At 63.1% G+C, this 18,568-nt stretch carries 14 protein-coding genes; 11 read left to right on the top strand and 3 right to left on the bottom strand.

Annotation, left to right across the window (positions count from 1 at the left end; all coding sequences use genetic code 11):
- The first annotated feature begins 19 nt into the window (after nt 1-19).
- From JYJ84_RS06525 to JYJ84_RS06495, 7 genes are all read left to right on the top strand, one after another.
- On the top strand, nt 20-163 hold the full coding sequence (locus JYJ84_RS06525) for a hypothetical protein (RefSeq protein ID WP_164462560.1): 144 nt from the start codon (nt 20-22) through the stop codon (nt 161-163).
- Nucleotides 164-447: 284 nt separating this feature from the next.
- Complete coding sequence (locus tag JYJ84_RS06520) at nt 448-711, top strand: hypothetical protein (protein WP_164462561.1); 264 nt, start codon at nt 448-450, stop codon at nt 709-711.
- A gap of 320 nt (nt 712-1,031) precedes the next feature.
- Entirely contained in the window at nt 1,032-2,669 is a 1,638-nt protein-coding gene (locus tag JYJ84_RS06515; RefSeq protein ID WP_175221334.1) for an ATP-dependent helicase, read from the top strand.
- Between the two features lie 28 nt (nt 2,670-2,697).
- On the top strand, nt 2,698-3,675 hold the full coding sequence (locus JYJ84_RS06510; protein WP_122945012.1) for a 5'-nucleotidase: 978 nt from the start codon (nt 2,698-2,700) through the stop codon (nt 3,673-3,675).
- Nucleotides 3,672-4,928 carry a hypothetical protein gene (locus tag JYJ84_RS06505; RefSeq protein WP_175221335.1) on the top strand — a complete coding sequence of 419 codons (1,257 nt, stop codon included), beginning with the start codon at nt 3,672-3,674 and terminating at the stop codon, nt 4,926-4,928. The genes JYJ84_RS06510 and JYJ84_RS06505 overlap by 4 nt, the downstream gene beginning before the upstream one ends.
- Entirely contained in the window at nt 4,925-6,946 is a 2,022-nt protein-coding gene (locus tag JYJ84_RS06500) for a phospholipase D-like domain-containing protein (protein WP_122945015.1), read from the top strand. Before JYJ84_RS06505 ends, JYJ84_RS06500 begins: the two co-directional genes overlap by 4 nt.
- Nucleotides 6,943-10,047: a DEAD/DEAH box helicase family protein gene (locus tag JYJ84_RS06495; RefSeq protein WP_175221336.1), complete on the top strand. Its 3,105-nt coding sequence runs from the start codon at nt 6,943-6,945 to the stop codon at nt 10,045-10,047. The genes JYJ84_RS06500 and JYJ84_RS06495 overlap by 4 nt, the downstream gene beginning before the upstream one ends.
- Before the next feature lie 549 nt (nt 10,048-10,596).
- On the opposite strand, the gene glmS is transcribed toward JYJ84_RS06495, so the two are convergent.
- From glmS to JYJ84_RS38225, 3 genes are all read right to left on the bottom strand, one after another.
- Nucleotides 10,597-12,414, bottom strand: coding sequence for a glutamine--fructose-6-phosphate transaminase (isomerizing) (glmS, locus tag JYJ84_RS06490; RefSeq protein WP_174957174.1), 1,818 nt, complete (start codon nt 12,412-12,414; stop codon nt 10,597-10,599).
- Nucleotides 12,415-12,463: 49 nt separating this feature from the next.
- Nucleotides 12,464-13,552, bottom strand: coding sequence for a hypothetical protein (locus JYJ84_RS06485; protein ID WP_175221337.1), 1,089 nt, complete (start codon nt 13,550-13,552; stop codon nt 12,464-12,466).
- Between the two features lie 490 nt (nt 13,553-14,042).
- Nucleotides 14,043-14,177 carry a hypothetical protein gene (locus JYJ84_RS38225; protein WP_265343088.1) on the bottom strand — a complete coding sequence of 45 codons (135 nt, stop codon included), beginning with the start codon at nt 14,175-14,177 and terminating at the stop codon, nt 14,043-14,045.
- A 699-nt stretch (nt 14,178-14,876) separates the two neighbouring features.
- On the opposite strand from JYJ84_RS38225, the gene wecB reads away from it, so the two are divergent.
- The 4 genes from wecB to JYJ84_RS06465 all read left to right on the top strand — a co-directional run.
- Entirely contained in the window at nt 14,877-16,094 is a 1,218-nt protein-coding gene (wecB, locus tag JYJ84_RS06480; protein ID WP_174957172.1) for a non-hydrolyzing UDP-N-acetylglucosamine 2-epimerase, read from the top strand.
- Nucleotides 16,095-16,491: 397 nt separating this feature from the next.
- Complete coding sequence (locus JYJ84_RS06475; protein ID WP_236027290.1) at nt 16,492-16,788, top strand: hypothetical protein; 297 nt, start codon at nt 16,492-16,494, stop codon at nt 16,786-16,788.
- 357 nt (nt 16,789-17,145) lie between these two features.
- Nucleotides 17,146-17,607: a (2Fe-2S)-binding protein gene (locus tag JYJ84_RS06470; RefSeq protein ID WP_011351636.1), complete on the top strand. Its 462-nt coding sequence runs from the start codon at nt 17,146-17,148 to the stop codon at nt 17,605-17,607.
- Nucleotides 17,604-18,568 (top strand): molybdopterin cofactor-binding domain-containing protein (locus JYJ84_RS06465; RefSeq protein ID WP_205189138.1); only part of this gene is annotated, 965 nt, incomplete at its 3' end. The genes JYJ84_RS06470 and JYJ84_RS06465, both read left to right, overlap by 4 nt.

Below are 18,568 nucleotides of genomic sequence, written 5' to 3'. Positions count from 1 at the left end.
CCCAGCCAGGACCGAACCGATGCTGAACAACAACTCGCCACTCGAACACCTAGCCGCTTTCGCGCTGACTTTCGTGGCCGGCGTGCTGTCGAGTGTCGCGATGCGCCTCTACGTTGAGAAGGTGCGGCGCGATGCCCTGAATGCACTCACGCGTGCGCATTGATCCGTTCCACAATTGACGCCCGTGCTGGATCGCGACTACGACGTCATGTACATGATGTTCGATGCGGCTACACGCGGCGATTACGTCGGCATCCCAGAGATTCATCGACGGCCCGTCCAGAATACGCTGTCGGTGCCGTCGATCCGCACTATCAACCGCTGGCCTTCCAAGCTCGAACGCAACGGGCTGCTGGAGGTGGTGGTCCGGTCCATCTGGTCGGCGGTACGCCGGGCGAGCCGGCGCCGACCATGTATCGGATGGGCCGGCTGTGCAAGGAGCGCGCCTTGGTCGAGACCTCTGCCTGTCCGCCCAGTTTCTCGTTCGAGACCTGCGTGAAGCTGCGGCGCGGCCTTGAGTTTTTGGCGGAGGCGGAGACTGTGCTCAAGCGGAGGTGTCCGCGCGGCCCTGGCGACCACCTGCCGGATGCGCCCGCGATCACCGACCAGACCAGCTCGCGTGAGCACTATGCCCTGTTCGTGCACGGTCCGTTGTTGCTCAGCCAGCAGCGGCGGAGGTGGCTGCGCGTCTTCGGGAGAATATCGAGGTGATCGGGCCGGCGCTGTTGCGGGCCGGATTAGCGGACGAGGGTAGCGTTTGGCGTGCCTTGACTCACGGTGAACTGTCGCTTGCCAGGCAGTGCGCTCGATGCGGTCGGTCGTTGGAAGAGTACCACTTCGACGCAGTGGTCAGCTTGCGGGCCTGCCCTTATCATTTCGGTGAAAACCTTGGCTGAGGTCGGGGGCACATCAAAATCAAATCGGGGTAGACCATGAGTATCTTCGACAGAGCACACGCTGCGCGGCGTGCAGTGCCGCGTGGCGGCAGTACCAGCCTGACCGAGTCAAGCTAAACGGAGACCACGACGGTCATGGCTCACATCTATCCCCCGCTGGCCGACTTGCGCGTGACGTCGGCAGGCGAGCAGGCCGAGTATGAAGTGCTGCGTCAACTCGGCGACACCCTTTCCGACGCCTACGCCCTGTTTCATCACGTCGACTGGACGTGCGCGGAATCGCATCGAGACAGCCACGGCGAACTTGATATCGTGGTGCTGAACAGAGCCGGCGACGTTGCCGTGCTTGAGGTGAAGGCGGGCCGGCTCGAAGTGGGAAGCGACGGTCTGTTCAAGCAATACGGCGCCCAGCGCAAGGACGTCGGGCGCCAGGCCAACTGGCAGTTCCAGGTGATCCACCGGCGCCTGAAGGCCGAGCAGATCGAGGTGCGGTTGCTGCATTGCCTGCTGCTGCCGCATTTCCGCGTGGCCGACGCGGGCACCGGCACGATCGGCTTTCCGCGCGAGCGGATCGCCGATGCCGAGGATTGCCTCGATCTGGCCGGCTTCATCGAGCGGCGGCTCGGTGCCGGCCGGCCCGATCCCGCGCGCGAACGCGTAGAAGCGTTTCTGCTCAACCGGATCGCGGTGCGGCCCGACATTTCGGCACTGACTGGTGCGCTCACGCGGCGCGTGGACGCGATTTCCGGGGGCTTGGCGCACTGGGTGCCGCGCATTGCCTGCACGAGCGGCGTGATCCATGTGCAGGCTACTGCCGGATCGGGCAAGACCCAGCTCGCCCTGGCTTTGCTGCGACAGGCATGCATCGCGCGGCAGACAGCCTGCTATGTGTGTTTCAACCGGCCGCTGGCCGACCAGATGCGCGAGTTTGCGCCGGACGGGGTGGAGGTCGCCAGCTTCCATCAATTGTGCTGGACTGCGTCGGAGCGCTCGCGCGCGCAGCCCGATTTCGAGGTGCTCGCACAGCATTATCTCGAGGCCTGCGAGCGCGCCGAGCCCGATCTCGACGTGCTGGTGATCGACGAACTACAGGACATGCTGGTGCCTTGGGTGAGCGCGCTGATATCGCGCGTGCGCGAGCAGGGGCGCATCTATCTGCTCGACGACCCCGAGCAATGCGTTTATCCCGATCGGGCCCGCATCGCGATCGACGACGCCGTGGTGGTGACGGCTAACGAGAATTACCGCAGCCCGTGTCGGATCGTCGATACCATCAACACGCTTCAATTGACCGACGTGCCGATTGCGGCGCGTGCGCCAATTTCCGGCGAGCTGCCGGTGTTTGCCATCTACGCGCCGGGTGCGGGGAGCGCGGTGACCGTTGCGCAAGCCACCGTCGCCGCGGTGCAGCGCTGTGTCGATGCCGGCTATGCCTTGCACGACATCATTGTGCTGTGCTGGCCCGGTCGCACGCGTTCGGCGCTGCTGGCAGGTGACATGCTCGGGCCTTGGAGGCTGGCGAAATTCACTGGCGAGTACGACGAAGCGGGGCGGCCGATCGAGTGCCCAGGAGAATTGCGGATCGAGACCATTCGGCGTTTCAAGGGGCAGTCAGCGCCGGCAGTGGTGTTGACCGAAGTAGACTTCGATGCTTCCGAGCAGGCTTGGGAGCAACTGCTGTTCGTCGGGCTGACGCGCGCACGCATGCATGTGGAAATGGTGGTGTCTGAGGCAGCCGGGCAGGTGCTCGCGCACCGCTTGGGCGCCGAGTAAGGATAGTGCAGGAAACCTGAAACAGCTTATGGCGTACCCGATTGAAGAGAAACTGGTGGTAGGCGTGGCCTCGAGCGCGCTGTTCGATCTTTCCGATTCAGACCGAATCTATCGTCGCCGGGGCGTGGAGGCCTATCGCCGACATCAGCGCAAGAAACTCGATGAACCGTTTCGCAAGGGCGTGGCGTTTCCGTTCATCAAGCGGCTGCTCGGCATCAACCATGTATTTCCTGATCAAAAGCCGGTAGAAGTAGTGATTCTGTCGCGCAATTCACCCGAAACTGGGATGCGTATTTTCCGCTCGATTGAACACTACGGACTCGACATCTCGCGCGCGGCTTTCATGGCCGGCGGATCGCCTCATGCGTACATTCCGGCCTTCAACGCGTCGCTCTTCCTGACAGCCAACGAGCAGGACGTACGCGATGCCGTCGCCGCGAAATATCCGGCCGGGCTGGTTTTGCCGTCGCAAGTGCTCGACGACGAGCTTGATACTGAGTTGCGTGTGGCTTTCGACTTCGACGGCGTGCTTGCCGACGACGAATCCGAAACCGTGTTTAAGCGCAACAACGACGTAAGCGAATTCCAGGCGCATGAAATGAATCGCCGCGAGATCCCGCACCAGCCGGGGCTGATGGCCTCGCTGTTCCGACAGCTTTCAGCACTGCAGCAGCTTGAGGCGGAGCGGCAGGCGCAGGATACGTCCTATCGGAAGACCGTGCGCGTCACGATCGTTACAGCCCGCAATGCGCCGGCGCATGAGCGTATGGTCACTACGATTAAGAGCTGGGGCGTGACGCCGGATCAGTCTTTTTTTCTCGGCGGCATGGAGAAGGCGCGGATTCTCGACGTGCTGCGCCCGCACATCTATTTTGATGACCAGATCAGCCATCTCAAATCGCCGGGAGGGAACATCCCGATGGTTCATGTGCCGTTCGGGATTGCGAATCGAGTGCCGGCCGTGTATGCGGGAGCGCCCATGATCGAAACCGAGCGTGCCGAATGAGCTTCTTCTTCACGGAATTCGATGACAGCATGCGGCCTCGCGGCAGCCGCGATCCGCTAGGGATCGAGCACTTGTGGTCGGCGATCGGACGCAAGCTTGTCGGCAATCTCACCACGGTCACTCGCCATCTCGATAACTTCATTGTGACGCTGGTGGGTTTCCGTCTGTGCGTGGACGAGAAGACGGGGCGAACCGATTGGGAGCATTTCGAGCGATTCGAGCAGTTGACTTCGCGCGCTCGCGTTGCGCTCAATGCACCCAGCGGCAGCGTGCTCGGAGTGCGCCGGATCCAGAACAGTGAGTCGTTTCCCGTGTCGCTGGGGCGTGGCCTCGAGGCACGCATCCTTGACAACCCGCGGCAGGCTGGATTGTGGGGCTTGTATTCAACCGCGCTGGCCGCTGCCGGCCTGACCGACACCATGCGGCGTCCGTCGCCGCAAGGCGAGCAGATTGTGGATATGTTTCTTGCGTCCGCGCCCGGAGATGGTTGGCGTATCGCGACCGACAAGCAACAGACCCGCATCGGTGAGGCCGGGTTGGAACGAATGGTGCAGTGGGTTGAGGGACTGTTGAGCAATCAGGAGGCGCGCAAGATCCTGGCCGAGTGTCTGCTGTCCGGCGGCGATGCACGGCGGGGGTGGCACGGTGAAGTGTTCGATCAGGCCGTGACGGTCACGAAGGGCGCCTCCAGCCTACCGGTTGCACGTGATTTCCTGGTTCATCTAAGCAAAGAATCTGATGTGCTCAAGGATTTTGCCATGCGCGTGTTGCGCTTCGACGAAGTGCTGGCATTGTCGACGCTGACGTTCCGATGGTTGCTGGGTTGCCATGGCCGCGAAGCCGCCGAGATCGAAGATGGTCTCGCAACGCTGTCGGGTTGGCCGTTGGGTCAGCCTGCTGTGCCGAATTTTTCGGCCGAGATTCAAGATCGGGAATGGCACGATCGAGCCGCCGGCCTGAGCGCGTTTTGCGATTCCATGGCGCGCGGTGCATGGCGTGAAGCCACCGAGCGGCTGTTCGCCCATCATGAGCGCGTTGCCAACGGGCGCGGAGGCTCGCCATGGTGCTACTGGGAGAACGATCGGATCAAGGTTGTGATGAACACGGCGCCTGGTGTGCTGCCGGCAGCGCGGGAATTCGACGGCGAGCACTTTGCGGGTTGGATGCGTTCGCATAGCCATGGCTTCTTTCTCGATGCATTCCTGAATATTCTTCAGCAAGCTGGTCTTGCGCGACTGGAGGAGCAGGTATGAGCGAGACAAGCACTCAGTGGATGATGATGAAGGCCGCGTTGCGTGGTGCGATCGAAGGCTTGCCCGGCTATCGCGTTCGATACGCCGTGTTTACCACCTACGCCTTTGAGCCCGAATTCTTCGAATCGTCGATCCTGCCGCTGTTGCTACCCGAGGGTGAGGCAGACCTGTCGTTGACTTCGGCGGTTCGTCGGCTACAAGTAGAAGCGCTGCTGCGTGACGTGCCGATCGAAATTGACGTTTATTTCGATCAACGTGTGGTCATGGCCGGCTGCCCGTTGCTGCCCTACGAGATGAAGCCGATGCGCTCGCAAGGCGAATTTCATGGCAAGGTTATCCTGCTGCTTCTGGAAAACCAGGCCGGCTCCACGCGATGCATCCTCGGGGCAGGCTCGGCCAACCTGACCCAAGCCGGCTGGTGGGAAAACATCGAGGCTTTCCACCTGACCGACGCATTCGATCCAGCCAAGCCCCCGGCCGGACTGCTGCCAGGGCTGCTGACTCTACTCGATCACCTGTCGGAAAACAGTCCGGCGAGTAAAGCCACTACACGCCTGCGCGACAGCTTGGTGCGCGCAGTCCCGGCTCGGGCGAAGGCCGGCGAAGCGGTGTTTGGCGTATTCCTGCCCGGGGAAGACAGCTTTCTCGGTTGGCTGAAAGCTTGCGTGCAGAAGCGTGGCAGTCGTGCAGTGCTCGAGGTGATCTCGCCGTACTTCGCCGAATCGGATCAGGCGTCTTTGGTCGCGGATCTACTCGACGTGACGGGCTGCAAACGCATCGATTTGTGGCTGCCGGTCGACCCCTGGCAGGCCGGTGGGCCCGCGGCGTTGATCGAGAACTCTACCTATTGTGCATTGAGCAAGGTCGCTGATCTGCGTTGGTGTCGGATGCGCGACAAGTTGCTGACCGCAAGCCGGCAACGCGATGCCACGCCACGGTTCCTGCATGCCAAGCTGATCCGTCTGCCCGGAAAATTTGTCTTCATGGGTTCGGTGAATTTCAGCAACAAGGCGTTTCATGTCAATTTCGAGGCGGGCTTTGTCTTTCCGGATCGAGGTGGGGCATGGCTCGAGCCCGTCGAGGAAGTGCCGACACGTTTTCTGAAGCCCACCGAGCCGGCGCGACACGAAGGTGTCGATGACGACTGCCCGGATCTGCTGGCGAGCTTCAATTGGCAGAGCGGAGAATTGAACCTGCAATTCGTACGCGAGAGCGATCGTGAACAGTTTGCCGACGTACCGATACAAGTGCTCGACGCGCAGGGGCGGGAGTGGCGTGGAACTTGGGTGCTGCCCACGTCCATCATCGTCGGGACGGATGATACGCTGCATCGTGACCTGCAGGCGAATCCGTGGATTTGCGTGGCGTTTCCTGATGGGCGCATGACTCTGGTCTGGGTCCGGCAGACCGAACTCGACTTTCGTCCGCCCCGCGAAGATCTGTGCCCGGATGCGTGGCGCATCATCGATATGTGGCGGAGCCTGACGGGCGGGCGCAATGGCTCTCAACCCGGAGACTTTGATCCGCTCGAAATCATCCTTAACCGGCGCTTCAAGGACGGTGAGTCACCTCCGGTCACCTCGGAGGAGCACGACATGTTCGTCACAATGGCGTCGGTGCATGGCAGCTTTTATCTGCTACGCCAGTGCTTGCGTGAGGAGCGCGCGCGCGGCGTATTTCCTCGTATCGAGTACTACCTCGGCGCGCCGCGGCCGGATACGTTGGCCAACCTCGTCGAGCGCATCGCGAATCCGGAAGGTGGCAAGCCGCTTGATGCGGTAGCGGCATGGGTCATGCTGCAGTGGATCTTGCAGATCTGTCGGGATCACGAGCAGTTGCGGGTTGCTAGGGCGCTGCGTCATCGCGCCGAACGTTGTCTCGAACGCTTGATCGACACGCCGCCGCTCAAGGCGATCGGCCAGTCAAAATTTATCGAATGGGCGCAGCAAATGTTTCTCTGCGAGCCGGGCGGCGAGCGCGATGTAATGCCGCAACCGGTGAAAATGGAGGTCCAGTGAAGAAGATCGAATGGCTGTCTCGGCATCGTCCCTGGACACGCAGTGCGGCTGCGGCGCTACTCGACATGTCGGCAGGCATCCGCGATCTCAAAGATATTGGTGCGCAGCAACTCGATGCGGCCGTGGCCCTGCATCGGATGCTGTTGAGCAATGCTTGCGCCTATCTCGGCGATGAAGTAGGGATGGGTAAGACTTATGTTGCGCTCGCAACGGTTGCGTTGTTCCGGCACCTGCAGCCCGACTTCCGCGTGCTTTACGTGGCGCCTTCGCGCAACGTGCTGGAGAAGTGGCACGGCCGCGAGTTGCCCACCTTTATTCGCAACAACGTGCGTCGCGAGCATCGCCGTGAACGCGCATCTGATTGCATGCAGGAGGGGCTAGGCGCCGCTTGTTTCAACGTCGACGATTGGTTGAGGTGCTCTGTCGAAAATCCGGAATTGCTCGACACATTTGTGCCGCTGTCGGCACTGAGCTTCAAGCTCGATGGAGATCGCAAAGATTGGCGTGATCGTGTCGAGAGGCTGGCTGCGCATGGCGGTGTGACGGTCGATCTGGACCAGGCGAACAATAAGGACGATTTCAAGGAACACGCGGCCGCGGTCCTCAATCACGCGATTCCCTACTACGATCTGGTGATCGTCGACGAGGCCCATTTGCTCAAAGGCGGCGCCGATGCCGCCGATCGCCTTCGCTTTCTTGCGCGGGCGCTCGGCACCCACGAACGAGACGGATCGCGTCGCTTCGGTGCAGCGCTGCTACTGTCCGGCACGCCGTTCGACCGCAACTTGTTGCAGTTGGCACGTCAGTTCCAGTTGTTCGCGCAGCCACGTGGTCCGGGCGACGGGGTAGCGCCGCATGAGGCGATTGCCGCGCTTGCCGAGCGCCGACGAAAGGGCGAGAAGTGGCAGGATCTTCAGGAAGATCTGAAACCGTATCTGGTGCGGCGCGTGCAGAAGCTCAGGCTCGGGGATCAGGTGCTAAGCCGCAATCAGTATCGTGTCGAACGCCGCGCCGAAGCCGGAATTCGTTTCGCCGACGATACAAGCCAGGACGAACTGCGCCAACGCATCTTCACGGCTGTTGTGCAAAAACGCCTGATCGAACACCTCGATTGCCAGCATGGCGGACGTTTCCCGATGGCGATGTTTTCCTCGTGGGAGGCTTACTCGGTGCCGCGCAAGTCGGCGGTGCAGCCCAATCCAGAAAAGTTAGGCTTCGTTGACGACGACGCGGCGCTGGATCGCAGCCAGGACGAAGGCGCGAGTCGCGAAGCGCGTACCGCCGTCGACGGTTCCTTGATGGCGGATCTGGTGGGCTCGTATCGCGGTGCCTTCGGTGAGGAGCCGCCGCATCCGAAGCTCGAGACTGAGACTCGCCGCTTGGCAGTCGAGGCATTCGAACAGGGGCACAAGCAACTGGTATTCGTGCGCCGCCTGAAGAGCGTGGACGATCTGCGCTTGCGACTGAACCGGGCGTACGATGACTGGCTTGGCAACTATCTTTTCGTAGAGGGCATGCTGCGACATCCTGACGAGTTGAATCAGGCGCGGTGCGCTGACGCCTGTTTGCGCACGCCATCGGCAGCAGCCAATGACGTCGGGCTCGACGGTGAGTTGCCGGCGGCCGGTGATACCTTGTTCAGCTGGTTTTTTCGCGGCACGCTCGATGATACGGGGAAGGGCTTCATCTCCGCGCGGCAGCCGGCACTGCCTTTGCCGAGCCAGTTGCGTGAACGGCTGCGCAATCCGGAGCGCATGGAATCGATTATCGGCGAACTCGATTGGCGGTCGTTCATCGGTGCGCATTGCAGCGATCTGCCCGAGATTCCGGTGCGGGAAATTGCCGAGCGTGCCTCGCAACTGCCCGGTGCCGATTCGCCTCTGATTCGCTACCGGCGCTTGCAAGCCGCCTGGGCTCAGTTACTTGCTGAGCGTCTGTCCGCCGAAAGGGCTCGGCCGTTCGATCTGCTCCAGGAACACCTTGCGACGCTATTGTTCGAGACCGATGCGATGGTCCCCGCTCAGAAAATTGGCGTTGAAACGGCCGAGGCCCTGCTGCGAGTACCGACTGTGGCACTGGCATTCTATCGCCACGATTTGGGCCAGGTATATTTGCCGAGCTGGCGTTCGGCTTGGGATATGCTTGCCGCGGAAGCGAAGGCTGACGACTCCGATATCGGAGGCTTTAGCGCTTCGGAGCCATCGGCGCGGCTGGACGCACTCGATTTGCAGCGCGAAGTGCTTTTCTCGCTGCTTCGCCTCGACCATCCCTTCATCGATTTGTATCTCGGCTGGTTGGGGGCAAACCGTGACGATGGTTACCAGTCGGCCAGCAATCTCGTCGAGCGCTTACTGGTGGTGTGTCAGCGCGATTCACTGGGCAGCCGATTTGGCACGGCATCGATCCTGCGCAATCTGGCCGAAGCTTGGGAGCAAATCGCCAAGACCAATTTTGCAGACTTCCTGCAGGGCGTGGGGCGCAAGCCGCGGCGGCAGTGGCGACAAGCTATCCAACAACAACTGACACCGTTCGCGCCGATCGAGAGCGCGAGCGGAGAGAACACCAAGGGACGTAGTTCGATTGCGCGACGCTTTCGGATGCCGGGCTATCCGATCGTACTGGTGTCGACCAGCGTGCTGCAGGAGGGCGAGGATTTGCATGTTTGCTGCGATCGCGTAACGCATTTCGGCATTTCGGGCAGCCCGATTGGCATCGAACAAAAAAACGGCCGCGTCGATCGGATTGGTTCACTGGCACAGCGCCGCTTGCTGGCGGGCGCAACGGTGGAGGCCGCCGGGATCCGCGTGAGTTTTCCTCATGTCGTGGACAGCCTCGAGTGGTATCAGATCCGCGATCTCTCGCTGAGCATCAACGACTATTTGCGCTCTATTCACGAGGTCGAGGGAGCCACAGGAGAAGAGGCTACGCTTGCCGAGACGATAGGTAGCCGCGAACCCATTCCGAAGCTACTGAGCTATCACTTGAGTTCACCATTCGAACCGATGTGGATCGAGGCGGAGGGCGATGTCTGCGCTAGCGAGGTGGAGCGCGGCGTGGTGGAAGACAGCGGAGTCGGTTGTGATGCTCATCCATTTGCATGAGGTGTTCGTTAAAGGGCAGTTTAGTGAGTGCCACCAGCCCAGCGCTTGACGTGCCTTGCGATCGAGCAATTCCGTTCCCTGACTCCTGTCGAATCAGGCGCCAGGTTACGCAATCGCACTCCGAGGCTAGATGATTTCATGCGGTAAAAAAAATCATTCGAGTGTTCGGGTATTTGGCGACTCTCTTGTCGTACGGGCGGTCTTTTCAACAAGACGGCTTTCATACACGTACGCCTTCGTTCCCGATGCGGTGATGCACAAGCCGAGGCCGAGTTGCTTATTGTTCCAGTAGGTAGTTTGTTGCCGCCCAGGCACATACTTGTAGCCCGAAACCGTCTCTATCGTGAAATTTCCCTTGGTGTCCTGGCGTCTCTTACATTGTCTGTCGTGTAGAAAACGCACAGGAGAATTTTAAGGATTTCGATCCATTTAGATCAAAGTGAATTATTTCGGTCTTCCAGGCTGTCGGTTACACGTTCGAATCGTGTAGGGCGGACCAGTTAGATCCCTCGAAGCTCTTCACTAGTCCGCCCCCGGCGACCCACCCCCTCACTCAACCGTCACCGATTTCGCCAGATTCCTCGGCTTGTCGATATCCGCGCCACGCAAACACGCCGCGTGATACGCGAGCAGTTGCAACGGCACGACGTGCAGGATCGGCGACAACAACCCGTAGTAATCGGGCATCCGCAGCACCGACACGCCTTCGCTGTTGTCGATCCGCGTATCGGCATCGGCGAACACGTAAAGCTGCCCGCCGCGCGCGCGCACTTCCTGCATGTTCGACTTCAGCTTCTCGAGCAGCGCGTCGTTCGGCGCGATCGTCGCGACGGGCATCGTGTGGGTCACGAGCGCGAGCGGCCCATGCTTCAGTTCGCCGGCGGGATACGCCTCCGCGTGGATATACGAAATCTCCTTCAGCTTCAGCGCACCTTCGAGTGCGATCGGGTAGTGCAGCCCGCGCCCAAGAAACAGCGCATTCTCGTGCTGCGAGAATTCGGCCGCCCAGCGCTCGATCTGCGGCTCGAGCCCGAGCACATCCTCGAGCGCGCCGGGCAGCCGCCGCAGTTGCGTCGTATAGCGCGCAAGCTGCGCATCGTCGACGTAGCCGCGCAGCCGCCCGAGCGTGACCGCGAGAATGAACAGCGCGACGAGCTGCGTCGTGAACGCCTTGGTCGACGCGACGCCGATTTCCGGGCCGGCCCGCGTCAGGAAGCGCAGGCCGGTCTGCCGCATCATCGCGCTGGTCGGCACGTTGCAGATCGCCAGCGTGTCGATATGGCCGAGCGCCTGTGCGTACTTGAGCGCGGCGAGCGTGTCGGCGGTCTCACCGGATTGCGACACGCTCACCACCAGCGTATTCGGCATCGCGAGCGCATCGCTGTAACGGTATTCGCTCGCGATCTCGACTTGCGCCGGCACGCGCGCGATCGTTTCGAGCCAGCGGCGTGCCGTCAGGCCGGAGTAGTGGCTGGTGCCGCACGCGAGAATCAGCACGTTGTCGATCTGCTCGAATGCCCGCGCGGCGTCCGGGCCGAATACGGCAGGATCGAAGAGCCCCGCATCCGGGATGGTCGCGGCCACGGCCTGCGGTTGCTCGAAGATCTCCTTTTGCATGAAGTGCCGGTACGGCCCGAGTTCGACGGCGGCCTCGGCGGAGGAAATGGTTTGTACCGCGCGCTCGACCGGTGCGCCACCGCGATCGAGCACGCGCACGCCGCCCGGCGTCAACTCGACGATGTCGCCTTCCTCGAGGAAGATGAAGCGGTCGGTGATGCCGGCGAGCGCGAGCGCGTCGGAGGCAAGAAAGCATTCACCATCCTTCACGCCGACGACGAGCGGCGAGCCCACCCGCGCGCCGATCAGTCGCTGCGGCTCGTGCTTGCTGAACACGGCGATCGCGTAGGCGCCGTGAAGCTGTGATGTCGCTGCTCGCACGGCGGCGAGCAGGTCGCCGCGGTACTTGCTGTGGATCAGGTGTGCGACGACCTCGGTGTCGGTCTGGCCATCGAATTCGTAGTGCGCATCTGAAAGTTGCTTGCGCAACGTTTCGTGGTTCTCGATGATGCCGTTGTGAACGAGCGCGATTTCATCGCGCGAGAAGATCGGATGCGCGTTGCAGGTTGCCGGCGCGCCGTGCGTCGCCCAGCGCGTGTGCGCGATACCGGTGCTGCCGGTCAGGCCGGCGGTGCGCACGTGCGCGTCGAGATCGGCGACGCGCGACACGCTGCGCTCGCGACGCGCCTGGCCGTCGACGACCGTCGCCACGCCGCATGAGTCGTAGCCGCGATACTCGAGGCGACGCAAACCTTCAATCAGAATCGGGACAATGTCCCGTTGCGCGACCGCGCCGACGATGCCACACATGACACGTCTCCTTCCCTTTTAGTCATCATGGACCGCACGCACCCTTGCGTCAGCGCGATGCGGTCGCCGTTGCCGCCGCCGTCGTGAATCCGCATCGAGCGGGTATGACGGGGGCGGCCATCCGTCTTTCGAATGCCAGATAAAGCGACTCCTCCAGTACGTTCCAGTGTGCGCCGTGCCGGTATGGCGCTGATCGCGCTTGCCAGCAGGCGACCGTGCCCCAATCGTTCATCTTGACCGCGACCAGCGCGATCAAGCTCCACGGATAATCGGTGTCGGCGAGTTGCGGCCAGCTCTTGCCGTACTTCCTCATCCACTGCGCGTAGATCGTCTCGCCAGATTGTTCGGGAACCTGAATGTCAGAGAGGAGCGGAAGGATCTGCGCGATCTTCGCAGGATAAAAACTCGTGTCGCTGACCTGCTGCGTGCTGGCGCGAAATCCGGATTCCGTGCCGCGCCAGAACACCTTCAGGATCGCGGATGCCAGCCGGTCGGCGCGCTGGCTCCACGGGCCCGCATGCGTGTAGTCGGCGCGCCGGACGTAGTACGCCGCGAGTGCCTGGAACGCGCTGTGTACCTCGACGTTGTCCATCAGCAACGCGACGTGCAGTGACGACGAGATCTGATAGACGCCGGAGGGCTTGTCGAGCAGCGTGTCCAGATGCAGGCCGGCCCGGTTCAGGCTGAGTTCCCATGCGGCGGGCAAGCCGTCAGGCGGCGCGAAGCGGGCGAGCAGTTCGATCCAGGTCGCCATCATCGCGTCGTCGGTTTCCGCGTCGGCGCATGCGCGGTAGCGGCCGTTCTTCAGGCAATAGCGATCGAAGCCGCCATCCGGACGCTGGCGCGGCAGTACCCAGGCGATCCACGCGAGCGCAGCCGGACGGGCGTCGAGTTGCGCGTCGGACGCGGCCAGCAGCGCTTTCGCCGCGAAATACGGGTCGATGCCGACGCCGTTCACGCGCACGGTGATCGCGCCGTCGGCGCGCTGGTACATCCCGTTGAGCCGGAGTTCGGCGGCGCTCGCGTGCAGCGCGAAGCCGCACGCAGCGATACAACAGGCGACGTGCCACAGGCGGCACAGCGCGACGGTGGCCGCTACGCGCGAGCGTACGGTCGGGCAAAGCGCGGGCCGGTTCATGGTCTTGGGCGCCTGCGCGGCGGTCCTGTGCAATCGTCGCCGGGCGCGGCGTTGGCCGCGTCGCACCCGGCGAGCGCGTCGACGTTGTGGCTCGGTTCACCGTGGCGCGGGTGAACCCGAGGCGGGTACCGATATTGGCGTTCGCGGCCCGGTTCTTCACTTCGAGCCGGAACCAGGCTCGCGGATCGCACGTACTGCAACAGGACACGTCGGCACGTTCGGCGCGCACGAGCGCTTGTCTTTCGCTCCCGGCGGACGCGTTGCGATTCGTCCCTGCTTCGTTGCTTGGGCGTCCCCGTTCGTCCGCGGTCGGGCGGGCGCTTCGGGGTACACCTGACTGTCATTAAGCAAGGCGTGAGCCATCGGCCGCGATGCCGCGCGCAGCAAGGGGCCGGGGTGGAGGGCAGGCGCGTGGCGCAGACGATGGCGGCGGATTTTGATTCATCGAAGAATCAGCGTGCGCAGGCCGAGCGCCCGAGCGCGATCGGCGTTACGGCCCGTACGCGTCATGCGTCGAGCGAATTGTCTGCCGAACCTGTGCGACCTCGGCGGCACGACCCTGCTCGGTGATGCGCATCGCGTCGTTCGTTGCGTGTGCATCGGCCGGAATGCCGGTGCGTTGCATGAGGACGCATGCGTTGCATCGACCGGACTCCGATGCAACCCCCCCGTTCAAAACCTGCGTTACACATTCGCAACGTTTCCCACCCTCCCGATTCGTGCGACGTAAACGACGTTGCGTGCCGGGTAAATCCCTCGTGCATGACCTCAGCCGAGTGGTCGATTGTGTCGCCTGCTGCACAGACAAAAGTGGCGGATCAAGGAAGCGCAACGCGCTTCGACAGATGCGTGAGACCCGACGCGCAAAGAGCGCTCGACATGGGTTCGCGATTCGTCGGACGACGTCGCCGAAGGAACCGCACGACTGCCCGGATAGGTGCCTGTATCGCGCACATCCGGCGCTGCGACACGCGTAGCAGTTGTGAAACATTCCGTCGCTCGCTGCGTATGCGCGGTGCATGCAGGGTGAACCGCACACGGCTGCAGGGCGGCTGGTTTGAATATTGCTGTAGTGGAAGGGAAGTGAAGAACAGAGGTGACGCCAGGCTCAGCGAGGAACGACTCATGACGTGACTGATCAAGTGCAACGGGACGCCGGTAGTACGACGATTCGCGTGGCGTAGACCGCGCGAACCGGGCGGCGCACTCGCTCCGCGACATCGCAACGTGTCGGCTGCGTGCGAGTACGGGAGGTGCCGCCTGAATACATGCTTCGCGCCACGAGCAGGGTCATTCAGCGCGAAATGGCTCAACGAGGATAACGATGAAGAAGATTTTGCTTGTGTTCGGGACTCGGCCGGAGGCCATCAAGATGGCACCGCTGGTGCGTGCATTGAAGGCACAAGCGGGCGTCGACGCCAGGGTATGCGTGACCGCGCAGCACCGTGAAATGCTCGATCAGGTGCTGACGCTGTTCGACATCAAGCCCGACTACGATCTCAACGTGATGCGGCAAAGTCAGACCCTGACCGACGTGACGACGGGCATTCTGCAGGCGATCGGCGTCGTCTTCGACGAGTTGCGTCCCGACATCGTGCTGGTACATGGCGATACGACGACCACGCTCGCGGTCAGTCTTGCGGCCTTCTACCGCTATCTGCCGGTCGGGCACGTGGAGGCCGGCTTGCGCAGCGGCGACATCTGGTCGCCGTGGCCGGAGGAGTTGAACCGCCGCGTGACCGACGCGGTGTCGTCGTGGCATTTCGCGCCCACCGGGCAGGCACGCGACAACCTGCTCAGCGAGGGCGTACCGGGCGGGGCGGTCGTGCTGACCGGCAATACCGTGATCGACGCGCTGCACGAGGTCAAGCGCATGCTCGACTGCACCGCGGCGCTGACGGAGCGGGTCGCGGGACAGTTTCCGTTTCTCGAGTCGTCGCGACGCGTGGTGCTGATCACCGGCCATCGCCGCGAAAGTTTCGGCGAGCCGTTCCAGAATTTCTGCGATGCGCTGTGTATGCTGGCGAATCGCTATCGCGACGCGCAGTTCGTCTATCCGCTGCACATGAACCCGAACGTGCGTGAGCCGGCGCGTGCACGGCTCGGCAACGTGCCGAACATCTACCTGATCGAGCCGCAGGAATATCTGTCGTTCGTATTCCTGATGTCGCGCGCGCATTTCATCATCACCGATTCGGGCGGCATTCAGGAAGAAGGGCCGGCACTGGGCAAGCCGGTGCTGGTCACGCGCGAAACGACGGAGCGGCCGGAAGCGATCCAGGCCGGTACCGCACGGCTCGTCGGCACCAATCAGGAGCGGATCGTGTGGGAGGCCTCGCGTCTGTTCGACAGCGAGAGCGCGTACGGGGAAATGGCGCACGCGAGCAATCCGTACGGCGACGGTCATGCGAGCGAGCGGATCGTTCACGCGCTGATGCGTAATCCGGGGGCACCCACGAAGGCGACGAGCTTTTCGATGGGGACGTCGGAGATGCCGATGAATCCGCTCACGCTGGGATTGCAGGCGTTGAGGTCGCGGTGAGGGTGGTGGCGCGCTAGCGCCCGAACGGCTCGTTACCGTCATCCGATGATCCGGTCCGGCCAGGCGGCCGGCCGGACGTTTGCGTTTGCGCGATCTCGCCGTTCGGCGAGACCGGCGAATTCGTGTGTCTGCGTGAGCGGCCGCACCCAACCCGACAACGACCGCTTCCGGGCAAACCGGCAATCCCTGTCGGCGCGTAGAAAAATTCGACGGATTGCGACATCGCAACGGCCGGTTCGTCCAGCGTGCCATCCATTCCCGAACGAAGTCATGTGTTTCGCGACCCGGCGACGATCGTGCGTGTCGGTGTATGCTTTTCGGCAATCTGCAGCGGACGAGCCCATCCCTGGCGCGATGGCGTATCCGCTTGGCAGGACGATGGTTGACGGAGAGGTCAATGCGGAAGTCGACGATGGGTGCGATCGCAGTCGCAGTCGGTCTGGTTCTGGCAGCGTGGGGAGTGCTTGCCGTCCTCGGAGCGGCGGCTCAGGTGAGTGGCGGCAGCTACGGGGCGCAACCCGTGAGCGATTTCGCGATCGAGCATTTCCTGTCCCTCGGCCCGCTGATTGCCCTGGGCGGTCTGGTCGTCTGGCTTTACTACCGTCGCAGCGAGGCGTCCGGTGATCGCGGACCGTCGCCATCCGGCAGCGAGAGCGAATCGCCTTCGGCCGCGCATCGAGACATCGATACCTGAATCACCGGCCTGTCTCATCCGCAAGCGTGGCCGGCCGCAGCATTCCATCCCCGGGCGACTTTCCCGCTCCGATGACCTGAAACGCGCGAATCGCCCCGATCCGACGGCAAATCCGAAATGGTTCGATAATGCGGTCGGCGATCCATGCGGACGAGCAAGCGGCCGGGAAGTCGTTGTCATGTTGCGCAGGCAACCGGGCGGCCGCATCGTTGACATGTATCTGCCGGGCCGTGTTTGCAGGCAACTCGGCCCACGACACGGCGCCTTGCCAGCCTGGTTGTTCGGAATGTGCGCCGCGCCGTTCGAATCCCCACTCGATGCCTGCCAGATGCGGGCACCGCAACCAGGAGGTGAACGATGATCACGCTGACCGTCAACGGTAGCGAGCAGCACTTCGACGGCAATCCCGACATGCCGTTGCTCTGGTATTTGCGCGATGTCCTCGGCCACACCGGCACCAAGTTCGGCTGTGGCATGGCACTGTGCGGCGCGTGCACCGTGCACCTCGACGGCGTCGCGATCCGGTCGTGCATTACCCCCGTCGCGGCCGCTTCCGGCAAGCGCGTGACGACGATCGAGGGACTGTCGACGGATCTCGATCATCCGCTGCAGCAGGCCTGGCAGGAACTGAACGTCGCGCAGTGCGGCTACTGCCAGTCCGGGCAGATCATGCAGGCCGCGTCGTTGCTGAAGACGAATCCCCATCCGACCGACGCCGACATCGACGATGCGATGTCGGGCAACATCTGCCGCTGCGGCACCTACACGCGCATTCGCGCGGCGATCCGTCTGGCCGTGCGCCGCGGAGGTGCCGCATGAGTGCGCCCGAACTCTCCGTCCATAACGAAAGCCGCCGCGCGCTGCTGCTCGGCTTCGCGTCCGGCGGGCTGCTGCTTGCGTTCGGCGTGCCGTCGCTGGTTCGTGCGGCCGTGCCCGTGCAGCCGCCCGTCAGCGCGAATCCGCAGTATGGCGGCGCGGGGATGCCGCACGGGTTGCGCGACGATCCGCACCTGTTCGTTGCGATCGCGCCGGATGGCACGGTCACCGTGACCTGCATCCGCTCCGAGATGGGGCAGGGCGTGCGCACGAGCGTCGCGCTCGTGGTGGCGGACGAACTGGGTGCGGATTGGACGCGCGTGAAGGTCGCGCAGGCCGTCGGCGACGAGCCGCGCTACGGTAATCAGAACACCGACGGGTCGCGCAGCCTGCGCCAGAGTTTCGCCGCGCTGCGTCGCGCGGGCGCGGCCGCGCGCACGATGCTCGAACAGGCTGCCGCCGCGGCGTGGGGCGTCGATGCGCGTCAGGTCAAGGCGACGGTGCATGAGGTCGTCGACACGAAGAGCGGGCGCAAGCTCGGCTTCGGCGAACTGGCGGCGAAGGCGGCCGCGTTGCCGACACCGGATCCGGCAACGGTGGTGCTGAAAGCGCCCGCCGAATTCCGCTATATCGGCAAGGGCGAAACGGCGCTGATCGACGGGCGCGATATCGTCGGCGGCCGCGCGCACTATGGAATCGACACGCGGCTCGACGGGATGCTGTATGCGGTCGTCGCGCGACCGCCAGCCTACGGTGACACGGTGGCGTCGTTCGACGCGTCGACGGCGGAGAAGCTGCCGGGCGTCGTCAAGGTCGTGTCGCTCGCGCCAACGCCGCTGCCGTCCGGGTTCCAGCCGCTTGGCGGCGTGGCGGTCGTCGCGCGCGATACGTGGACAGCGATCCAGGCACGCGCGCAACTGAAGATCGACTGGAAGCGCGGGCCCAACGCGACCTATGACTCGGC

Origin of the sequence: Burkholderia sp. LMG 13014 (assembly GCF_905232215.1) — a bacterium.
Taxonomy (GTDB): Bacteria; Pseudomonadota; Gammaproteobacteria; order Burkholderiales; family Burkholderiaceae; genus Burkholderia.
This window is presented reverse-complemented; position numbering and strand designations above follow the sequence as displayed.